We start from the raw sequence: 17,153 nt of genomic DNA, 5'->3' as shown, positions 1-17,153 counted from the left end.
CGACATGAGTGACAACACCCAGACCCCCCGCACCGTTGAAGGTCGCGTGGTCAGCAACAAAATGGACAAGACCGTCACCGTGCTGGTCGAGCGTGCTGTGAAGCACGAGCTTTACGGCAAGTACCTGCGCCGTTCGACCAAGCTGCACGCCCACGACGAGAACAACAGCTGTCAGGAAGGCGACATCGTCCGCGTGGTGGAGTGCCGCCCGCTGTCGAAGACCAAGACCTGGCGCGTTGTCGAAGTCGTGAGCCGCGGCGCCTGATCGCTCAAGGAGAAGATCCATGATTCAGATGCAGTCTTTTCTTGATGCGGCAGACAACTCCGGTGCCAAGGAGCTGATGTGCATCAAGGTGCTCGGCGGCTCCAAGCGCCGCTATGCGCACATCGGTGACATCATCAAAGTGTCCGTGAAGGACGCTATTCCGCGCGGCAAGGTCAAGAAGGGCGAGGTCTATGACGCGGTCGTCGTGCGCACTCGCAAGGGCGTTCGTCGCGCGGATGGCTCGCTAATCCGCTTCGACGGCAACGCCGCCGTCCTTCTGAACAACAAGCACGAGCCGATCGGCACGCGAATCTTCGGGCCAGTCACGCGCGAGCTGCGTGGCGAGAAGTTCATGAAGATCGTCTCGCTGGCGCCCGAAGTGCTGTAAAGGAATAAGCCATGAGCCGTATTCGCAAGGGTGACCAGATTCTGGTGATCACCGGCAAGAACAAGGGTCAGAAGGGCGAGGTCGTGCGCGTGGTCGGTGACCGCGTGGTCGTCTCGAACATCAATCTGATCAAGCGCCACACCAAGGCGAACCCGCAGGCCAATCAGCCGGGTGGGATCATTGAGCGTGAGGCGCCGATCCATATCTCCAACGTGATGCTGTTCAACCCGGCGACGGGCAAGGGCGAACGCGTTGGCTTCAAGGTGCTGGAGGATGGACGCAAACTGCGTGTGTTCCGCTCCAGCGGTGAGGCGATTGACGCCTGAGGAATGCAGTAATGACCACCCGTCTTGAAAAGTTCTACAAGGACCAGGTCGTACCGAAGATGATGGAGCGCTTCGGCTATGCCAACGTCATGCAAGTGCCGCGCTTGAGCAAGATCACGCTGAACATGGGCGTGGGCGAGGCCGTCGGCAACAAGAAGATCCTGGAGAATGCTGTCGCCGAAATGGCGAGAATCTCTGGTCAGAAGCCCGTGACCACCAAGGCTCGCATCTCGGTGGCCAGTTTCAAGATCCGTGACGGCTGGCCGATTGGCTGCAAGGTGACGCTGCGCCGCGCCAAGATGTTCGAGTTTCTCGATCGACTCGTCAATATCTCGCTGCCGCGTGTTCGCGATTTCCGTGGTGTGTCCGGCCGCTCCTTCGATGGTCGCGGCAACTACAACATGGGCGTGAAGGAGCAGATCATCTTCCCCGAGATTGACTTCGACCAGGTCGACGCAATCCGCGGCATGGATATCGCCATCACCACCACGGCCAAGACGGATGCGGAAGCCAAGGCGCTGCTCGAAGCCTTCCGTTTCCCCTTCCGCAACTGATCCTGAAGGACTCAAAACATGGCCAAGACCTCAATGGTCAACCGCGAGATCAAGCGGGCCAAGACCGCCGAGAAGTTCGCCGCCAAGCGCGCCGAGCTCAAGGCGATCATCGCCAGCCCGAAGGCCTCGTACGAAGACAAGGCCTCCGCCCAGGCCAAGCTGCAGAAGCTGCCGCGTGACGCCAGCCCTTGCCGCCAGCGTAACCGTTGCGAACTAACCGGTCGCCCGCGCGGCGTCTACCGCAAGTTCGGCCTCGGCCGCAACAAGCTTCGTGAAGCCACCATGCGCGGAGACGTGCCTGGTCTTCGCAAGGCAAGCTGGTAAACTGTTGAACTCATGTTTCTCCGGGCTGGCTCCGCAAGGGGCCGGCTCTTTCCACTTGGACCGTTCGCGAAAGCGGATATCGGTGCGACTCAAAAGGTAAAACCAAATGAGCATGACTGATCCCATCGCCGACATGTTCGTCCGCATCAAGAATGCGGCGGCGGTTGGCAAGAAGACCGTAAAGATGCCGTCCTCGAAGCTGAAGGTCGCCATCGCCACCCTGCTGAAGAACGAGGGCTACCTCGCTGACGCGCAGGTTCAGACCGTCGAGAACAAGCCGGTGCTTGAGATCGCCCTGAAGTACTACCAGGGACGTCCGGTCATCGAAAAGCTTGAGCGATTCTCCCGTTCGGGCCTTCGCCAGTACCGCGGCAAGGCTGAGCTCCCCCGCGTTCTGGGCGGCCTCGGCATCGCCATCATCTCCACCTCCAAGGGCATCATGACCGACGCGCAGGCCAGGGCTGAAGGCCTCGGCGGCGAGGTTCTGGGCCTGGTGGCATAAGAGGAGATCGCACATGTCCCGCGTTGCCAAGAAGCCCATCGCCCTGCCTAAGGGCGTAGAACTCACCCAGGATGCGGTGAATCTGACCGTCAAGGGCCCGAAGGGCTCGCTGACCCAGGTCAAGCCCGCCGGTGTCGCTGTCGCAGTTGAAGCCGGCGAAGTCCGCGTCCAGGCCGCCAATGACGACCTGATCGCCATGGCTGGCACCCTCCGCGCTCTGCTCGCCAACATGGTGGCCGGCGTGTCTGAGGGTTACACCCGCAAGCTCGAGCTGGTCGGCGTCGGCTACCGTGCCTCGGTGGCTGGTCGCGACCTCAACCTGAGCCTCGGCTTCAGCCACCCGGTGGTGTTCTCCGCGCCGGAGGGCATCACCATCGAAACCCCGAGCCAGACGGAAATCCTTATCAAGGGTGCCGACAAGCAGGTGGTTGGCCAAGTGGCCGCCAAGATCCGCGCGTTCCGTCCGCCGGAGCCCTACAAGGGTAAGGGTGTGCGCTACTCCGGCGAGAAGATCGTGATGAAGGAAGCCAAGAAGGCCTAATCCGGAGTCCTCGTGGAGCTCGCTTCGCGGGCTCCCCTCCAAGCCTTCAGCTTCCTCAAGGAAAGACCATGGAAAAGAAAATCGCTCGTCTGCGCCGCGCCAAGACCACTCGCGCCCACATTCGCGAGTTGGGCGCTGCCCGTCTGTCCGTGTCGCGTACCGGCCAGCACATCTATGCCCAGCTGTTCACCTCCGACGGTTCCAAGGTTCTGGCTTCGGCCTCGACGCTGGAGTCGGAAGTGCGTGAGGGCCTGGAAGGCACCAAGAACAAGGACGCCGCCGCCAAGGTCGGCCAGGTCATCGCCAAGCGCGCCCTGGCTGCCGGCATCGAGGCGGTCGCGTTCGACCGTTCGGGCTTCCGCTACCACGGCCGCATCAAGGCGCTGGCGGATGCCGCGCGCGAGGCCGGTCTGAAGTTCTGATCGCTCTTGCGATCCATTAGCTGCACCACAACTACAAGCGGCCCAAAGGGCCGTAAGCAACGAGAGAAACGCAATGAGCACGAATGATCGTGACAACAGCGACGGCATGCTGGAGAAGCTGGTTGCCGTCAATCGCGTGTCGAAGACCGTCAAGGGCGGCCGCCAGTTCACCTTCACGGCCTTGACCGTGGTCGGTGATGGCGCCGGCCGCGTCGGATTCGGCTACGGTAAGGCGCGCGAAGTCCCCGTCGCCATTCAGAAGTCGATGGAATACGCGCGCAAGGCTATGGTGAGTGTTGAGCTGAACGGCGGAACCGTGTGGTATCCAATCAAGGCCAACCACGGTGCCGCTCGCGTCTACATGCAGCCCGCCTCTGACGGCACTGGCGTGATCGCGGGTGGCGCAATGCGCGCGGTGCTGGAAGCTGCCGGCGTCAAGAACATCCTCGCTAAGGCCGTCGGTTCGCGCAATCCGATCAACCTCGTGCGCGCCACCATCAAGGGGCTGCAGGCGATGCACTCGCCGTCGAAGATCGCGGCCAAGCGTGGCAAGAAGCTTGAGGAGATCAGCAATGGCTAATGCAGGCAAGACCGTCAAGGTTCGTCTGGTCAAGGGTCTGCGTGGCACCCAGTCGCGTCATCGCCTGTCTGTGAAGGCGCTGGGTCTGCGCAAGTTGAACGATGTTCGCGAGCTGCCGGATACCCCGAGCGTTCGCGGCTTGATCAACACCGTCTATTACCTGGTCCGCGTCGAGCAATAAGCGGATTCTCCGGAGAACACCATGCGTCTCAATACTCTCAAGCCCGCTGACGGCGCTCGCAAAGACCGCGTTCGCGTTGGTCGCGGTATCGGTTCCGGCCTCGGCAAGACCTGCGGCCGCGGCCACAAGGGCCAGTACGCCCGCACCGGCAAAGGCAAGGTCAAGGCAGGCTTCGAAGGCGGCCAGATGCCGCTGCAGCGACGTCTTCCGAAGGTCGGGTTCCGCTCCAAGTTGAAGGACGATGTCGCCCAGGTTTTTCTTTATCAGCTTTCGCTGGTCGAGGGTGACGTCATCGACTTTCCGGCACTTCAAGCGGCAAATCTGGTGCCGACCCGCGCCCGTACCGCGAAGATCGTCAAGAAGGGCGAGCTCGATCGCAAGGTCAGCGTGCGCGGCCTCGCCACGACCGCCGGCGCAAAGGCGGCGATCGAGGCAGTTGGCGGATCGGTGGAGTAATCCGTGGCTCAGTCGAACGTGGGTGCAAGTTCCATCGCGGCTCTCGGCAAGCTCACCGAGCTTCGTCAGCGCCTGCTGTTCGTTCTTGGCGCGCTGATCGTCTACCGGTTTGGCACCTTCGTGCCGGTCCCGGGCGTCAATCCAGACGCCATGACGTCCCTCATGCAGCAGCAGGGGGGCGTCGTCCAGATGTTCAACCTGTTCTCTGGCGGTGCGCTCGAGCGTCTCAGTGTCTTCGCTTTGAACGTGATGCCATATATCTCGGCATCGATCATCGTTCAGCTGGCCTCGCAAATCTTTCCGTCGCTGCAGCAGCTGCGAAAAGAGGGCGAGAGCGGACGCCGGAAGATCACGCAGTACACCCGTATCGGCACCGTTCTGCTGGCTGTTTTCCAGGCGTTCGGCATCGCGATCGCGCTGCAAGGGCAGGGAAGTGCCGTCGGGCCTGTGGTGTTCAATCCGGGACCCGGGTTTGTTTTCACGGCAGTCGTGTCACTGACGGCGGGCACGTTGTTCTTGATGTGGCTGGGTGAGCAGGTCACTGAGCGTGGCGTCGGCAACGGCATTTCGCTGATCATCTTTGCGGGTATCGTTGCAACGCTTCCCGGCGCGATCATCACGGTACTCACCCAGGTGAGCCAGGGCGAGATGGCACCTCTCACGGTGATCCTGCTGACCGTCATCGTTCTGTCCGTGACCGCTTTTGTAGTGTTTGTCGAGCGAGGGCAGCGGCGGATCACTGTGAACTACGCTCGTCGTCAGGGCGGCCGCCAGGCTTACATGAATCAAAGCTCTCACTTGCCGCTCAAGCTGAACATGGCGGGTGTCATTCCTGCGATCTTCGCGTCCAGCTTGATCATGTTTCCGGGTACGGCGGCGACTTGGTTTGGAGAGGCCGGGAGCGTTGGCTTCCTGACCGACTTGTCGGTTGCGCTTTCGCCGGGCCAGCCCTTGCACATGGTCTTGTATGGTGCGTTGATCATCGGCTTTGCGTTCTTCTACACGGCCTTGGTGTTCAACTCGCAAGAGACAGCCGAGAACTTGAAGAAGTCGGGTGCACTGATTCCGGGCATCCGCCCGGGCAAGGCCACTGCGGACTATGTTGACGGGGTGCTGACTCGCCTCACCCTGGCGGGGTCGCTCTATCTCGTTGCAGTTTGCCTGCTGCCAGAGGCTCTGCAGTTGGGCATGAGTGTCCCCCCAACAGTCGCGCATCTCTTCGGCGGGACCTCCCTGCTGATCGTTGTCGTCGTCGTTATGGATTTCATGGCCCAGATTCAGGCGCACCTGATGTCGCACCAGTACGACAGTCTCCTGAAGAAGGCCAATCTGAAGGGCGGCTCGCGCGCCGGCTTCTCGCGCGGGTAGTTGAAGTTTCGCCCGGGTGTCTCTGGCCCGGGCGGGATCGAACAACGCCGGAGCACGGGCACCATCGCCCCGTGCCCTCAGGGGTGCTGTGTCACTCGGCACCCTGGGACTTTATTTGTCCTCGAAGCCAACGTATACTTTCCGATTCACCGCGCAATACCTTGTTGGAGATCGCCTCATGGCGCGCATCGCAGGTGTCAACCTTCCCGTCCAGAAGCACGTCTGGGTGGGGCTTCAGAGCATCTACGGCATTGGCCGTACCCGTTCGCAGAAGATCTGTGTGACTGCCGGGGTCACCCCAAGCACCAAGATCAAGGATCTGACGGAGGCCGAGGTGGACCGCCTCCGCGCCGAGGTCGGCAAGTTCGTTGTCGAGGGCGACCTCCGTCGCGAAATCGGCATCAGCATCAAGCGCCTGATGGACCTTGGCTGCTACCGCGGACTGCGTCATCGCCGTGGCCTGCCGCTGCGCGGTCAGCGCACGCGCACCAACGCCCGCACCCGCAAGGGTCCGCGCAAGCAGATCAAGAAGTAAGGACCGGTCATGAGCAAGCAAGCTCCCGTCAAGGGCAAGAAGAAGATCCGCCGTGTCGTCACCGACGGCATCGCCCACGTCCAAGCATCCTTCAACAACACGATCATCACGATCACCGACCGCCAGGGCAACGCCCTGAGCTGGGCCACCTCCGGTGGCGCTGGTTTCCGCGGCTCCCGCAAGTCGACCCCGTTCGCAGCCCAGGTGGCTGCGGAGAAGGCGGGTCGAGTCGCGCTGGAGTACGGCCTGAAGACGTTGGAGGTCCGCATCAAGGGCCCCGGTCCAGGTCGCGAGTCGGCCGTGCGTTCGCTGAACGCTGTCGGCTACAAGGTCACCAACATCATCGACGTCACGCCGATTCCGCATAACGGCTGCCGTCCGCCGAAGAAGCGTCGCGTCTGACGCGCGGCTAGGAGCTCATACCCATGGCACGTTACATCGGCCCCACCTGCAAACTCGCTCGTCGCGAAGGCGCAGACCTCAGCCTCAAGAGCCCGGCCCGCGCGCTGGATTCCAAGTGCAAGCTCGAGCAGAAGCCCGGTCAGCATGGCGCCGCCCGCAAGGGCCGTCTGTCTGACTATGCGGTCCAGCTGCGCGAGAAGCAAAAAGTCAAGCGCATCTACGGCCTGCTGGAGCGTCAGTTCCGCAACGTCTATCGCAAGGCTTCAACCCGCCGCGGCAACACTGGCGAGAACCTGCTGCAGATCCTCGAGTCCCGCTTGGACAACGTGGTCTACCGCATGGGTTTCGCCGTTACCCGCCCGCAGGCTCGTCAGCTCGTCAGCCACTGCGGCGTCCTGGTCAACGGCAAGGCAGTGAACCTCGCGTCGTACCAGGTGAAGCCCGGTGACGCGATTGCGTTGACCGAGCGCGCCCAGCGTCAGCTTCGCGTTCAGGAAGCTTCGGCCCTGGCCCAGCAGATGGATCTGGTGCCGAACTGGATCGATGTCGACAGCAAGAAGTTCAGCGGTGTCTTCAAGGCGCTGCCCGAGCGCTCGGATCTGCCCTCGGACATCAACGAGAACCTGATCATCGAGCTGTACTCGAAGTAATCCACGGAGAACCGCCGAATGTCCGTTTCCGCCACCCAGGTGCTGCGTCCCCGCGGCATCGGCATCGAACGTATCGCCAACAACCGCTCAAGGGTCGTTGTCGAGCCGCTGGAGCGTGGCTATGGCCATACGCTCGGTAATGCGTTGCGTCGCGTCCTTCTCTCGTCCATCCCCGGCTTCGCCATCACCGAAGTTGAGATCGATGGGGTATTGCACGAGTACACCACGGTCGAAGGTATCCAAGAGGACGTGCTTGAGATCCTGCTGAATCTTAAGGACATCTCTCTTCGCATGCATACGGTTGACCAGGCGACTGTGACCCTCAGCAAGCAGGGCGCAGGCGTTGTGGTCGCTGGCGACATCCGTACCGATCACAACGTTGAGATTCTCAACCCTGAGCATGTGATCTGCACGCTCACCAAGGATGTCTCGCTAAACATGCGTCTCAAGGTCGAGCGGGGCTTGGGTTACCAGCCTGCTTCGGCGCGTCGTCGTCCGGACGAGGAGTCGCGCGCGATTGGTCGCTTGATGCTGGATGCGTCGTTCTCGCCGGTGCGCCGCGTGGCCTTTGCGGTGGAGAACGCCCGCGTCGAGCAGCGCACCAACCTCGATAAGCTTGTACTTGACATCGAGACCAACGGGAGCATCGACGCCGAGGAGGCCGTGCGTACTGCGGCGGATATTCTGACCGATCAGCTTTCCGTGTTCGGCGATTTCACCCAGCGTCAGCGCGGAGAATCGAAGCAGGCTGCGACGGGTGTCGATCCGGTGCTGCTACGTCCTATCGATGATCTGGAGCTCACGGTGCGTTCTGCGAACTGCCTGAAAGCCGAGAACATCTACTACATCGGTGACCTTATCCAGCGCACCGAGGTTGAGCTGCTCAAGACCCCGAATCTCGGCAAGAAGTCGCTGACCGAGATCAAGGAAGTGCTGGCCCAGCGCGGTTTGTCGCTGGGGATGAAACTCGAGAACTGGCCACCCGCCGGTCTCCAGCAGGGAATGCTCGGCTGATCCATTGCTCCACACCGTCGACGAGCTCGTGAGCTCGCGACTGTCGGCCAGGGACGGCCGGCCAGGACCATCCGCAGTCCATCGTTTCAACGCCAGGACGGCGACAGCGAAGTTCAGAAGCTCCAGCATTCAACTAGGAATTTCCCATGCGCCACCAGAAGTCGGGCCGCAAGCTCAATCGCGACAGCGCCCACCGCAAAGCCATGTTCAGCAACATGGTCGCCTCCCTCATCAAGCATGAGCTGATCCGTACCACCCTGCCCAAGGCTAAGGAGCTCCGCCGCTTCGCTGAGCCGTTGATCACCCTGGCCAAGGTCGACAGCGTCGCGAACCGCCGTCTGGCGTTTGCGCGCCTGCGTGACAAGGTGGCGGTTGGCAAGCTTTTCGTTGAGATCGGTCCGCGTTATGTGTCGCGCCCCGGTGGTTATCTGCGACTGTTGAAGTCCGGTTTCCGCGCGGGTGACAGCGCCCCGATGGCCTACGTCGAGCTCGTCGACCGTCCGCAGGCGGACGCCGAGCCGGCTGCAGAGTAAGCGAGTCGCCCATCGTTCCAGAAAGCCCCGGCCCAGCGCCGGGGTTTTCGTTTTCTCGGAACCTGTCGCCGTAAACGCAGTCCGTGTGGGAGCCTGCGTCCCTGTACCCTGCAATCCGCCGACTCGTGATGCTTCCAGGCGGCATCGACCCAACGCAAGAGAGCACCGATGAATCCTTTCGCCTGGAGCTTCCGCGCCCAGTTCTTCGCCGGCTTTGCGTGCTGCGCTGCGCTGTTGGGCTACGCGCTGTACGTCGAACACGGCATGCTGATGATGCCCTGTCCTCTCTGTATCTTGCAGCGCATCGCCTTCGTCTTCATGGGTGTGTTCTTCCTGCTCGGGGCCATCATCGGTCCGCGCCCCGGCTGGGTGCGGGTGCTGAACGCGGCGTTGGTGGGTCTGGGGGCTGCGGTGGGCGCGGGCATCGCAGGCTGGCACGTGCGCATGCAGCACCTGCCCGCCGGTGAAGTGCCAAGCTGCGGCGGCATGGAGTTGGGCTACATGCTCGACGCATTCCCGCTGCAGACCGTCATCGAGAGAGTCTTCACCGGCTCCGGGGACTGCGCCAAGATCGACTGGACGTTCCTGGGCTTGTCGATGCCCGTATGGACGCTGGTCTGGTTTGTCGCCCTCGGCGCTGGCGGTGTCTGGGCTGGGCTCCGTCGTCGCAGTTGAGTTGCGTTCGGTGTGACGGATTGGAACTAGCTTCGGTGCCTGGCTTGGCGCCGAAAGGGCTGTGGCATGATCGCTGACGCGATGCAGCAAGCCCCTGGAGTTGTGCGATGCCGTCCGAACGCAATCTTGAAGCCGTAAATCTGCCTGTCGACTGGAGCCCGTCCTCGTGGCGCGCGCGTCCCGCGCTTCAGCAGCCTCGTTATCCGGACCGGGACGCGCTCGACGCTACGCTCACCGAGCTCGGCCGATTGCCGCCGCTGGTGACTTCGCTTGAAATTCTGGCGCTGAAGAAGCAGCTGGCCGAGGCGCAGGAGGGTCAGCGTTTCCTCTTGCAGGGTGGCGACTGCGCCGAGAGCTTTTCCGACTGCGAGTCCGGTCTGATCTCGAATCGGCTGAAAGTCCTGCTGCAGATGAGTGTGGTGCTGGTGTACGGCCTGCGGATGCCGGTTATTCGGGTCGGTCGGTTCGCAGGCCAGTACGCGAAGCCGCGCTCCGCCGACACGGAGATCAAGGATGGCGTCGAGCTGCCCAGTTACCGCGGCGACATCATCAACTCGCCGGCGTTTACTCCAGAAACGCGCCAACCGGATCCGAAGCGACTGATCGAAGCGCATTCGCGCTCGGCGCTGACCATGAACTTCGTGCGCGCGCTGATCGACGGTGGCTTTGCCGATCTGCATCATCCCGAGTACTGGGATCTGGGCTGGGTCAGCCATTCGCCGCTGGCCGAGGAGTACCACCGCATGGTGCGCGCGATCGGCGACGGTGTGCGCTTCATGGAGACCCTCTCCGGCGAAGCCTCACAGGGCGTTCGTCGCGTCGACTTCTACACCTCGCACGAAGCGCTTCTGCTCGACTACGAGGAGTCGCTGACCCGCCAGGTGCCGCGCAACTGGGGATGGTTCAATCTGTCGACGCATTACCCTTGGATCGGCATGCGTACAGCCGCGCTCGACGGCGCGCATACCGAGTACATGCGTGGCATCCGCAATCCGGTGGCGGTCAAGGTCGGCCCGGGCGTTAAGCCGGAGGCGCTGATTCGCCTCGCTGATGCGTTGAATCCGGACAACGAGGCGGGTCGCCTGACGTTCATCCACCGCATGGGCGCTGCCAAGATCGCGGCCGAGCTGCCGCCGCATCTGGAGCTGATGCGTCGCGAAGGCCGCCGCGTGCTGTGGGTGGCTGATCCGATGCACGGGAATACCGAGTCGACCAGCAATGGTTTCAAGACCCGCCGCTTCGACAACATCCGCAGCGAACTGGAACAGGCTTTCGACCTGCACGCGGCGGCGGGCACGCGTCTCGGCGGCGTGCATCTGGAGCTGACCGGTGAGAACGTCACCGAGTGCACTGGCGGTGCGCGCGATCTGACCGATGTCGATCTCGAGCGCGCCTATCGCTCCACGGTCGACCCGCGCCTCAACTACGAGCAGTCGTTGGAACTGGCCCTGCTGATCGTTCGCAAGCGCGGCGTGCAGTCGCTCCCGCTCTAGCCCGCGACGCGCCGACCGCTGGCGCCATCGCGTGACTTCTGGGCGGCGCTGGAACGAGCGCTCGCCACTACCGTCGCCCCATGGCCCCGGGTGGGGCCCATGGGGAACCCAATGATCAGATCCATCGTCCGGCCGCTGGCCCGGACCAGTCTCTTCGTGCTGCCGCTTGTTGCCGCCGTAGCGGTCGCCCAGCAGCGCACCTTGCCGAGCGAAGGCGTGGCCGATCGGCCCTCGCGTAACGTCGCGCTCACCAATGCACGGGTGGTTCCCGAACCGGGGCGCGTCATCGAGAACGCCACGGTGTTGGTGCGCGACGGCCGGATTGATTCCGTCGGTGCGAACCTGCGTGTTCCGGCCGGGTTCGAGATCCGTGATCTCAGAGGCGCAACAGTCTTCGCCGGTTTCGTCGAGCCGATCAGCACGCTTGGCCTGCCTGCTGATCACCAGCGCGGGGGCATCAAGGGTGGACAGCCGGGACAGGCGCCGCCTCACGATCAGCAGGGCAGCCAGCCGGGGACGCCGCACTGGAACCGCAGCGCCCAGCCCGAGCGCTCGGCGGCCCGCGTGCTGGACTACAAACCCGCCGATGCCAAGCCGCTGCGCGAGCTTGGCTTTACCGCCGCTCACACCGCACCACAGGCGGGCATCCTTGCCGGACAGGGCGCGCTGATCAGCCTGATTGATAGCGGCCCGCGCCGAGACGCGATCCTGGCACCCAGCGTGTCGCAGGTGTTTGGTTTCGACTTCCAGTTCGGCTCGGACTATCCCGGCTCGCTGATGGGCAGCATCGCCCTGATCCGTCAGAGCCTGTTCGATGCGCGGTGGTACGCCAGCACGCAGTCCGCGACCTCGCAACGTGCACCCAACGATACCCGCCTGCAGCACAGCCAGAGTCTGGAAGCGCTGGCGCCGGTGCTGGGCGGCCAGCAGCGCGTCTTCCTGCTCATGGACGACGAGCTTGATGCCGGTCGGCTTCATGCCATCGCCGTCGAGTTCAAGCTCGATGGCGTGCTGGTCGGCAGCGGCCACGAGTACCGCCTGCTGCCCCAGCTCAAGGCCTGGAATCGCCCGCTGGTGCTGCCGCTCAACTTTCCCGAAGCCCCAGCGGTCGAGCAGCCCGGCATAGCCCTGCAGACGGCGCTGGCGGATCTTCAACACTGGGAGCAGGCGCCCGCCAATGCGGCGCGCGTTGCCGAAGCGGGCCTGCCCTTCGCCTTGTCCACTCGAGGCCTCAAGGAGCCGGCAAAGCAGTTCTGGCCGGCCCTGCGCCGCGCGGTGGCGGCCGGGCTTTCCGAAGACGCCGCGCTGCGCGCGCTCACCGTGACTCCCGCTGAGCTGCTGAAGTCGGGCGACCAACTCGGCCGTGTCGCCGCGGGTCAGCTCGCGAACCTGGTGGTCGCGGATGCCGGCCTGTTTCGAGAGGACAAAGCCAAGCTCTACGAAGTCTGGGTCGAGGGCGAGCGATTCGAGCTGGCGGCGATCGCTCCGCGTCTGCCGGGCGATTCCCTGAGCCTGCGCTGGCATGCGGACGGTCGGAGCGAAGCTTGGACGCTGAGCGGCACAGGCGATAGTCGCGAGCTCACGCTGGGCGAGTCCCGATTGAAACTGAAGCAGCTCGATGGCCGCTGGGTGGCACTGCCGGAGTCCAGCCCCGCCGGCTGGCCGGCGCGCACCACACGGGTGGACTTTGCGATCGGTGAGGGCGGCGCGGTGGAAGGCTTCGCCGAGACTGTCGACGGTCGCCGCTATGGTTTCTCCGGCACCAGCAGCGCCGCGTCGACGGCGCTGGGCAAGGACGACAAGGCGACCGAGCCGCCGCGCGCGATCTCGGCCCACAGCGGCTACCCGGCGGGTGAGTACGCCCGTGCGGCGCTGCCGCCGCAGGCCGAGGAGCTGTTGATCCGCGGCGCCACGGTCTGGACCAACACCGAACAGGGTGTGCTCGAAGGGGCGGATGTGCGCGTGCGACGCGGGCGCATCGTCGAGGTCGGGCAGGGCCTGAGCGCCGGTCGCGCTGCGCAGGTGATCGAAGCCGAAGGCCGGCATCTGACCGCCGGCATCATTGACGCGCATTCGCACACCGCGATCGCCCGCAACGTCAACGAGCCCTCGCACGCCGTCACCACCGAGGTGCGCGTCGGCGACGTGCTCGACCCCACCGATATCAACCTGTATCGCCAGCTGTCAGGTGGTGTGACCTCCGCCAATTTGCTGCACGGCTCGGCCAATCCCATGGGCGGGCAGAACGCGGTGATCAAGCTGCGCTGGGGCGCGGATGCCGCTGGCCTGGTGTTCGAGGGCGCGCCTACGGGGGTGAAGTTCGCGCTGGGTGAGAACGTCAAGCAGTCGAACTGGGGCGAGAGCATGACCGTGCGCTATCCGCAGACGCGGATGGGCGTCGAGCAGATCATGCGCGACCACTTCCTGGCCGCTCGCGCGTACGCGGCTGCGCTGGAGCGGGGCGAGCCCGTGCGCCGCGACCTGCGCCTCGAAGCCCTGGTCGAGATCCTGCGCGGCGAGCGCCTCGTGCACATCCACTCCTACCGCCAGGACGAGATCCTGATGTTTGTGCGTCTGTCGCAGGAGTTCGGCTTCAAGGTCGCGAGCTTCCAGCACGTGCTGGAGGGCTACAAGGTGGCCCGCGAGATCGCCGAGATCGGCGCCGGTGCTTCGACCTTCGCCGACTGGTGGGCCTTCAAGATGGAGGTCATCGACGGCATCCCGCACAACGGTGCGCTGATGACCCGCGCTGGCGTGGTGAGCTCGTTCAACTCCGATAGCGATGAGATGGCCCGGCGCCTCAACATGGAGGCGGCCAAGGCCCTGCGTCATGGTGGCCTGAGCGATGAGGAGGCCTGGAAGCTGGTGACCCTGAACCCGGCAATCCAGCTCGGCATCGCCGACCGCGTCGGCGCGATCAAGCCTGGTCTTGATGCCGATCTGGTGCTGTGGAGCGCGCATCCGCTGTCGAACTATGCGCGCGCTGAGACGACCTGGATCGATGGCCGCCGCTACTTCGATCACAGCGAGGATGCGCAGCTGCAGGCGCAGATTCTGGCTGAGCGCGAGCGTCTGCTGGCGCTGGCCGCTGCCGATCGGCGCAAATCCCAATCGATGATGGCGGACGCGAAGGCAGAGGAGGCCAAGCCCGTGCGCATCGATCCGGCGCTGCTGCGGCTGGTCCAGAGCGACGTGCGCTGGCTGGCCCATTTCGGCGCCCTGCGCGGGCTCTATCACGACGGCACCGACCTCAACAGCTGCGGGATCAATGACCATGTCCACTAAGTCCCGACTGTTTGGCGCCGCGGCCCTGCTGTCGCTGGGGCTCGCTCCCGCCTTCGCCCAGCCCGGCCCACCGGCGCGTCCGGCCGAGCGGCCGATCGTGATCGACGGCGGCACCGTCCACACTGTCAGTGGTGACCGCATTGAAAGCGGCCGCGTGCGCATCGAAGGCGAGCGCATCGTCGCCGTCGGCGGCAGCGAGGTCTCCCTCGATGGTGCAGACCGCATCGATGCCGTCGGCAAGCAGGTGTATCCCGGGCTGATCGCCGCCCATAGCGTGCTGGGCCTCACCGAAATCGGCGCAGTGCGCGCCACCAACGACATCGCCGAGGTCGGCCTGAACGCTGCCAACGTGCGCGCCGAAGTCGCGATCAATCCGGAGAGCGAGTTGATTCCGGTGACCCGAGCCAACGGCGTGCTGCTGGCGCTGAGCGCGCCGCAGGCCAGCGCCAGCAGCGTCATCACCGGCACCTCGGCGCTGATCCAGCTCGACGGCTGGACCTGGGAAGAGCTGACGCTGAAGGCGCCGATCGGCCTGCATGTGGTCTGGCCCAGCGGCGAAGTGCCGCCCTGGCTGCCGGCCGAGGTGGCCGAAGCCGCGAAGAAGGCGGTGACCGAGAAGCAGCGCGGCCTGCGTCGATCTTTCGAACAGGCCCGCGCCTATGGCTTGGCCGAGCAGGCTGGCACGGTCGCCGTACCGGATCTGCGTCTGGCGGCCATGCAGCCGGCGCTGAAGCGCGAGCAGGCGGTGTTCCTGCACGCCGATGATGCGGTTTCGATCGGCGCGGCGCTGGACTTCGCCGCCGAGTTCAAGCTCCGCGTCGTGCTGGTCGGTGGCGCGGAGGCTTGGCGCCTCGCCGATCGCCTGCGCGCGCAGGACGTGCCGGTGATCCTCGGCGGCACCCATGTGCTGCCACAGCGCCGCTTCGATGCGGTCGATGCGATCTATGCGCAGGCGGCAAAGCTGAAGGCCGCTGGCGTGCGCTTCGCTATCGCCTCGCCCGGCGACAGCTTCGACACCAGCAATCTGCGCAACCTGCCGTACCAGGCCGCGAGCGCGGTGGCCTACGGTCTGAGCTTCGAGGACGCCCTGCGTGCGATCACCCTGAGCCCCGCCGAGATCCTCGGCGTCGCCGATCAGGTGGGCTCACTCGATGCTGGCAAGCTCGCGACCCTGGTGATTGCCGACGGCGATCCGCTGGAAGCGCGCACGAATGTCGAGCGCGCCTGGATCCGCGGTCGCGAAGTGGACCTGTCGAGCCGGCATACGCGCTTGTACGAAAAGTATCGCGGGCGCTGATTCGCCCGCGGTGCTTTGGGATTCGGGATTGGGGATTCGGGATTCGGGATTCGTTAGCAGCCGCAGCCCTCAAGCCGCACGCACACGTTGATCGCGAGCTACTACTTGCCGGATCCCCGCAAGGCAGATGCACCGCCGAGCCTCAACGCCTCTGCTCTTACGAATCCCGAATCCCCAATCCCGGCTCCTCAGAAATACGTCCACAGCTCCCGCGCTTCCGCGAGATGCGGGACGCTGTTCCAGCTCGACAGACGCATCGCCCCCGTGCGGTGGTGGAACTCGCAGAGTGCGCTGTTGCGCAGGCTGAGGTTCAGTTCGATGGCGCGCGCGTTGCTGGTCTCCAGTGCGGCCTGGGCGAACTGCGACAGCACACCGCCGGACGACACCGCCAAAAGTGTTCCAGCCTCGCTGCGCAGGCGGGCAGCACCGGCGCGGGTGCGCGACTGGAACTCGCTCCAGCGTTCCGGAACCCCCGCGATGCGATCCTCCGTCCATGCAGTCAGCGCGGCGAGCAGCTGCTGCAGCACCCGGCGCGGGTCAAGGGCTGCGCCGGGCTCTACCCGGAACAGCGCTGCTGCTTCCGGGTGCTCGCGGGCGTAGCCGTCCAGCACGGCTCGATGATCGAATTCGTTGAGGTCGGCGTCCACCTCGGGCGCGGGCAAGTCAACGCCCGCCTCGCTGTAGGCCTCTTGGAGGGCGTCCCAGGTCTGGCGGTGGCGGCGCATGGCGCCAATCACCACGCGCTCGGGCACCGGCGCGTGCTGCAGCAGCCAGCGTCCGAGCCGTCGTGACTGCTCGTAGCCGGCCTCGGACAACTGGTCGTAGTCGGCGGCGGCGTACGAAGCCTGGCCGTGGCGTATGGCGATCAGGCTCACTCGCGCTGTCTCAGGGGTGGAAGGTCTGGGCGAAGCGCAGCAGCACGGGCTCGCCAGCGCCTTCTGGCGTGACCTGCACTTCGAAGTCGAGGCGCTCGCCTTCGCTGATGCGCGGTTCGCCGAGGTAGTAGATCGCCTCGCCCTCGCGCACTTCGCGCATGCGCAGGCTCTGGCGCTGGCCGGCGGCATTGGTGGCGGAAGCCTCGATCACGGCGGTGACCGCGTGCTCGCGGGCTTCATCCTTCTTGATCACCGCGATGTTCAGCAGGCCGCGGCTGGCTGAGCGAGTGAGCCCGCTGTTGCGGGCGACTTCGGGGCTGATCAGGGTTGAGGGCAGGGCGCTGTAATGAATCGTGTAGGGGCCGCGTGTCGTGCTGCTCTGCGCGACCGCAAGCAGTGGCAGCAGGGACAGGGCGAGGCCGAACAGCAGGCGGAGGGATGACATGACGGTTCCTCGGTGGGGGACGCAAGCGCTACAGCCTACGCC

At 64.5% G+C, this 17,153-nt stretch carries 23 protein-coding genes; 21 read left to right on the top strand and 2 right to left on the bottom strand.

Going from position 1 to position 17,153, the window contains the following annotated elements; genetic code table 11:
• Positions 1-4 precede the first annotated feature (4 nt).
• The 21 genes from rpsQ (at position 5) to H4O13_10955 (ending at position 15,791) form a co-directional block, all read left to right on the top strand.
• Complete coding sequence (gene rpsQ, locus H4O13_11055) at positions 5-265, top strand: 30S ribosomal protein S17 (protein MBE5315926.1); 261 nt, start codon at positions 5-7, stop codon at positions 263-265.
• Positions 266-284: 19 nt separating this feature from the next.
• On the top strand, positions 285-653 hold the full coding sequence (rplN, locus tag H4O13_11050; GenBank protein ID MBE5315925.1) for a 50S ribosomal protein L14: 369 nt from the start codon (positions 285-287) through the stop codon (positions 651-653).
• 11 nt (positions 654-664) lie between these two features.
• Positions 665-979: a 50S ribosomal protein L24 gene (gene rplX, locus H4O13_11045; protein MBE5315924.1), complete on the top strand. Its 315-nt coding sequence runs from the start codon at positions 665-667 to the stop codon at positions 977-979.
• An 11-nt stretch (positions 980-990) separates the two neighbouring features.
• Positions 991-1,533, top strand: coding sequence for a 50S ribosomal protein L5 (gene rplE / locus H4O13_11040; GenBank protein ID MBE5315923.1), 543 nt, complete (start codon positions 991-993; stop codon positions 1,531-1,533).
• 18 nt (positions 1,534-1,551) lie between these two features.
• On the top strand, positions 1,552-1,857 hold the full coding sequence (gene rpsN / locus H4O13_11035) for a 30S ribosomal protein S14 (protein ID MBE5315922.1): 306 nt from the start codon (positions 1,552-1,554) through the stop codon (positions 1,855-1,857).
• A gap of 106 nt (positions 1,858-1,963) precedes the next feature.
• Positions 1,964-2,359: a 30S ribosomal protein S8 gene (rpsH, locus tag H4O13_11030; GenBank protein ID MBE5315921.1), complete on the top strand. Its 396-nt coding sequence runs from the start codon at positions 1,964-1,966 to the stop codon at positions 2,357-2,359.
• Positions 2,360-2,372: 13 nt separating this feature from the next.
• Positions 2,373-2,900: a 50S ribosomal protein L6 gene (gene rplF / locus H4O13_11025; GenBank protein ID MBE5315920.1), complete on the top strand. Its 528-nt coding sequence runs from the start codon at positions 2,373-2,375 to the stop codon at positions 2,898-2,900.
• 68 nt (positions 2,901-2,968) lie between these two features.
• Positions 2,969-3,322 carry a 50S ribosomal protein L18 gene (gene rplR / locus H4O13_11020; protein ID MBE5315919.1) on the top strand — a complete coding sequence of 118 codons (354 nt, stop codon included), beginning with the start codon at positions 2,969-2,971 and terminating at the stop codon, positions 3,320-3,322.
• Positions 3,323-3,395: 73 nt separating this feature from the next.
• On the top strand, positions 3,396-3,902 hold the full coding sequence (gene rpsE, locus H4O13_11015; protein ID MBE5315918.1) for a 30S ribosomal protein S5: 507 nt from the start codon (positions 3,396-3,398) through the stop codon (positions 3,900-3,902).
• Positions 3,895-4,083, top strand: coding sequence for a 50S ribosomal protein L30 (gene rpmD / locus H4O13_11010; protein ID MBE5315917.1), 189 nt, complete (start codon positions 3,895-3,897; stop codon positions 4,081-4,083). The genes rpsE and rpmD overlap by 8 nt, the downstream gene beginning before the upstream one ends.
• A 21-nt stretch (positions 4,084-4,104) precedes the next feature.
• Positions 4,105-4,539, top strand: a complete 435-nt coding sequence (gene rplO / locus H4O13_11005) for a 50S ribosomal protein L15 (protein ID MBE5315916.1) — start codon at positions 4,105-4,107, stop codon at positions 4,537-4,539.
• Between the two features lie 3 nt (positions 4,540-4,542).
• Positions 4,543-5,907 (top strand): preprotein translocase subunit SecY, encoded by a 1,365-nt coding sequence (secY, locus tag H4O13_11000; GenBank protein ID MBE5315915.1) that lies wholly within the window; start codon positions 4,543-4,545, stop codon positions 5,905-5,907.
• A gap of 178 nt (positions 5,908-6,085) precedes the next feature.
• The gene (gene rpsM / locus H4O13_10995) at positions 6,086-6,442 is read left to right on the top strand and encodes a 30S ribosomal protein S13 (protein MBE5315914.1); all 357 of its coding nucleotides are present in this window, start codon (positions 6,086-6,088) and stop codon (positions 6,440-6,442) included.
• A 9-nt stretch (positions 6,443-6,451) separates the two neighbouring features.
• Positions 6,452-6,844, top strand: coding sequence for a 30S ribosomal protein S11 (gene rpsK / locus H4O13_10990; GenBank protein MBE5315913.1), 393 nt, complete (start codon positions 6,452-6,454; stop codon positions 6,842-6,844).
• A 23-nt stretch (positions 6,845-6,867) separates the two neighbouring features.
• The gene (gene rpsD / locus H4O13_10985; protein MBE5315912.1) at positions 6,868-7,494 is read left to right on the top strand and encodes a 30S ribosomal protein S4; all 627 of its coding nucleotides are present in this window, start codon (positions 6,868-6,870) and stop codon (positions 7,492-7,494) included.
• Positions 7,495-7,512: 18 nt separating this feature from the next.
• Positions 7,513-8,508, top strand: coding sequence for a DNA-directed RNA polymerase subunit alpha (rpoA, locus tag H4O13_10980; GenBank protein MBE5315911.1), 996 nt, complete (start codon positions 7,513-7,515; stop codon positions 8,506-8,508).
• 146 nt (positions 8,509-8,654) lie between these two features.
• Positions 8,655-9,041 (top strand): 50S ribosomal protein L17, encoded by a 387-nt coding sequence (rplQ, locus tag H4O13_10975; GenBank protein ID MBE5315910.1) that lies wholly within the window; start codon positions 8,655-8,657, stop codon positions 9,039-9,041.
• A gap of 168 nt (positions 9,042-9,209) precedes the next feature.
• Positions 9,210-9,716, top strand: coding sequence for a disulfide bond formation protein B (locus tag H4O13_10970; GenBank protein ID MBE5315909.1), 507 nt, complete (start codon positions 9,210-9,212; stop codon positions 9,714-9,716).
• A gap of 107 nt (positions 9,717-9,823) precedes the next feature.
• The gene (locus tag H4O13_10965; protein MBE5315908.1) at positions 9,824-11,209 is read left to right on the top strand and encodes a 3-deoxy-7-phosphoheptulonate synthase class II; all 1,386 of its coding nucleotides are present in this window, start codon (positions 9,824-9,826) and stop codon (positions 11,207-11,209) included.
• Positions 11,210-11,320: 111 nt separating this feature from the next.
• Complete coding sequence (locus tag H4O13_10960; GenBank protein ID MBE5315907.1) at positions 11,321-14,494, top strand: amidohydrolase family protein; 3,174 nt, start codon at positions 11,321-11,323, stop codon at positions 14,492-14,494.
• On the top strand, positions 14,484-15,791 hold the full coding sequence (locus H4O13_10955; protein MBE5315906.1) for an amidohydrolase family protein: 1,308 nt from the start codon (positions 14,484-14,486) through the stop codon (positions 15,789-15,791). Before H4O13_10960 ends, H4O13_10955 begins: the two co-directional genes overlap by 11 nt.
• Before the next feature lie 188 nt (positions 15,792-15,979).
• On the opposite strand, the gene H4O13_10950 is transcribed toward H4O13_10955, so the two are convergent.
• On the bottom strand, positions 15,980-16,666 hold the full coding sequence (locus tag H4O13_10950; GenBank protein ID MBE5315905.1) for a histidine phosphatase family protein: 687 nt from the start codon (positions 16,664-16,666) through the stop codon (positions 15,980-15,982).
• 10 nt (positions 16,667-16,676) lie between these two features.
• Entirely contained in the window at positions 16,677-17,111 is a 435-nt protein-coding gene (locus H4O13_10945) for a DUF4426 domain-containing protein (GenBank protein ID MBE5315904.1), read from the bottom strand.
• Positions 17,112-17,153: the final 42 nt, after the last annotated feature.

The organism is Lysobacterales bacterium, from assembly GCA_014946745.1.
Classification (GTDB): domain Bacteria; phylum Pseudomonadota; class Gammaproteobacteria; order Xanthomonadales; family Xanthomonadaceae; genus Aquimonas.
This window is presented reverse-complemented; position numbering and strand designations above follow the sequence as displayed.

What these genes read in the sequence shown, in the direction of transcription:
- rplO (MBE5315916.1), top strand. Translation starts at nt 4,105, where the DNA reads ATGCGTCTCAATACTCTCAAGCCCGCTGACGGCGCTCGCAAAGACCGC.
- rplX (MBE5315924.1), top strand. Translation starts at nt 665, where the DNA reads ATGAGCCGTATTCGCAAGGGTGACCAGATTCTGGTGATCACCGGCAAG.
- H4O13_10955 (MBE5315906.1), top strand. Translation starts at nt 14,484, where the DNA reads ATGTCCACTAAGTCCCGACTGTTTGGCGCCGCGGCCCTGCTGTCGCTG.
- rpsK (MBE5315913.1), top strand. Translation starts at nt 6,452, where the DNA reads ATGAGCAAGCAAGCTCCCGTCAAGGGCAAGAAGAAGATCCGCCGTGTC.
- rplE (MBE5315923.1), top strand. Translation starts at nt 991, where the DNA reads ATGACCACCCGTCTTGAAAAGTTCTACAAGGACCAGGTCGTACCGAAG.
- rpmD (MBE5315917.1), top strand. Translation starts at nt 3,895, where the DNA reads ATGGCTAATGCAGGCAAGACCGTCAAGGTTCGTCTGGTCAAGGGTCTG.
- rplN (MBE5315925.1), top strand. Translation starts at nt 285, where the DNA reads ATGATTCAGATGCAGTCTTTTCTTGATGCGGCAGACAACTCCGGTGCC.
- rpsH (MBE5315921.1), top strand. Translation starts at nt 1,964, where the DNA reads ATGAGCATGACTGATCCCATCGCCGACATGTTCGTCCGCATCAAGAAT.
- rpsQ (MBE5315926.1), top strand. Translation starts at nt 5, where the DNA reads ATGAGTGACAACACCCAGACCCCCCGCACCGTTGAAGGTCGCGTGGTC.
- rpsM (MBE5315914.1), top strand. Translation starts at nt 6,086, where the DNA reads ATGGCGCGCATCGCAGGTGTCAACCTTCCCGTCCAGAAGCACGTCTGG.
- H4O13_10970 (MBE5315909.1), top strand. Translation starts at nt 9,210, where the DNA reads ATGAATCCTTTCGCCTGGAGCTTCCGCGCCCAGTTCTTCGCCGGCTTT.
- H4O13_10960 (MBE5315907.1), top strand. Translation starts at nt 11,321, where the DNA reads ATGATCAGATCCATCGTCCGGCCGCTGGCCCGGACCAGTCTCTTCGTG.
- rplQ (MBE5315910.1), top strand. Translation starts at nt 8,655, where the DNA reads ATGCGCCACCAGAAGTCGGGCCGCAAGCTCAATCGCGACAGCGCCCAC.
- rpsN (MBE5315922.1), top strand. Translation starts at nt 1,552, where the DNA reads ATGGCCAAGACCTCAATGGTCAACCGCGAGATCAAGCGGGCCAAGACC.
- rpsE (MBE5315918.1), top strand. Translation starts at nt 3,396, where the DNA reads ATGAGCACGAATGATCGTGACAACAGCGACGGCATGCTGGAGAAGCTG.
- rplR (MBE5315919.1), top strand. Translation starts at nt 2,969, where the DNA reads ATGGAAAAGAAAATCGCTCGTCTGCGCCGCGCCAAGACCACTCGCGCC.
- H4O13_10945 (MBE5315904.1), bottom strand. Translation starts at nt 17,111, where the DNA reads ATGTCATCCCTCCGCCTGCTGTTCGGCCTCGCCCTGTCCCTGCTGCCA.
- rpsD (MBE5315912.1), top strand. Translation starts at nt 6,868, where the DNA reads ATGGCACGTTACATCGGCCCCACCTGCAAACTCGCTCGTCGCGAAGGC.
- rplF (MBE5315920.1), top strand. Translation starts at nt 2,373, where the DNA reads ATGTCCCGCGTTGCCAAGAAGCCCATCGCCCTGCCTAAGGGCGTAGAA.
- rpoA (MBE5315911.1), top strand. Translation starts at nt 7,513, where the DNA reads ATGTCCGTTTCCGCCACCCAGGTGCTGCGTCCCCGCGGCATCGGCATC.
- H4O13_10965 (MBE5315908.1), top strand. Translation starts at nt 9,824, where the DNA reads ATGCCGTCCGAACGCAATCTTGAAGCCGTAAATCTGCCTGTCGACTGG.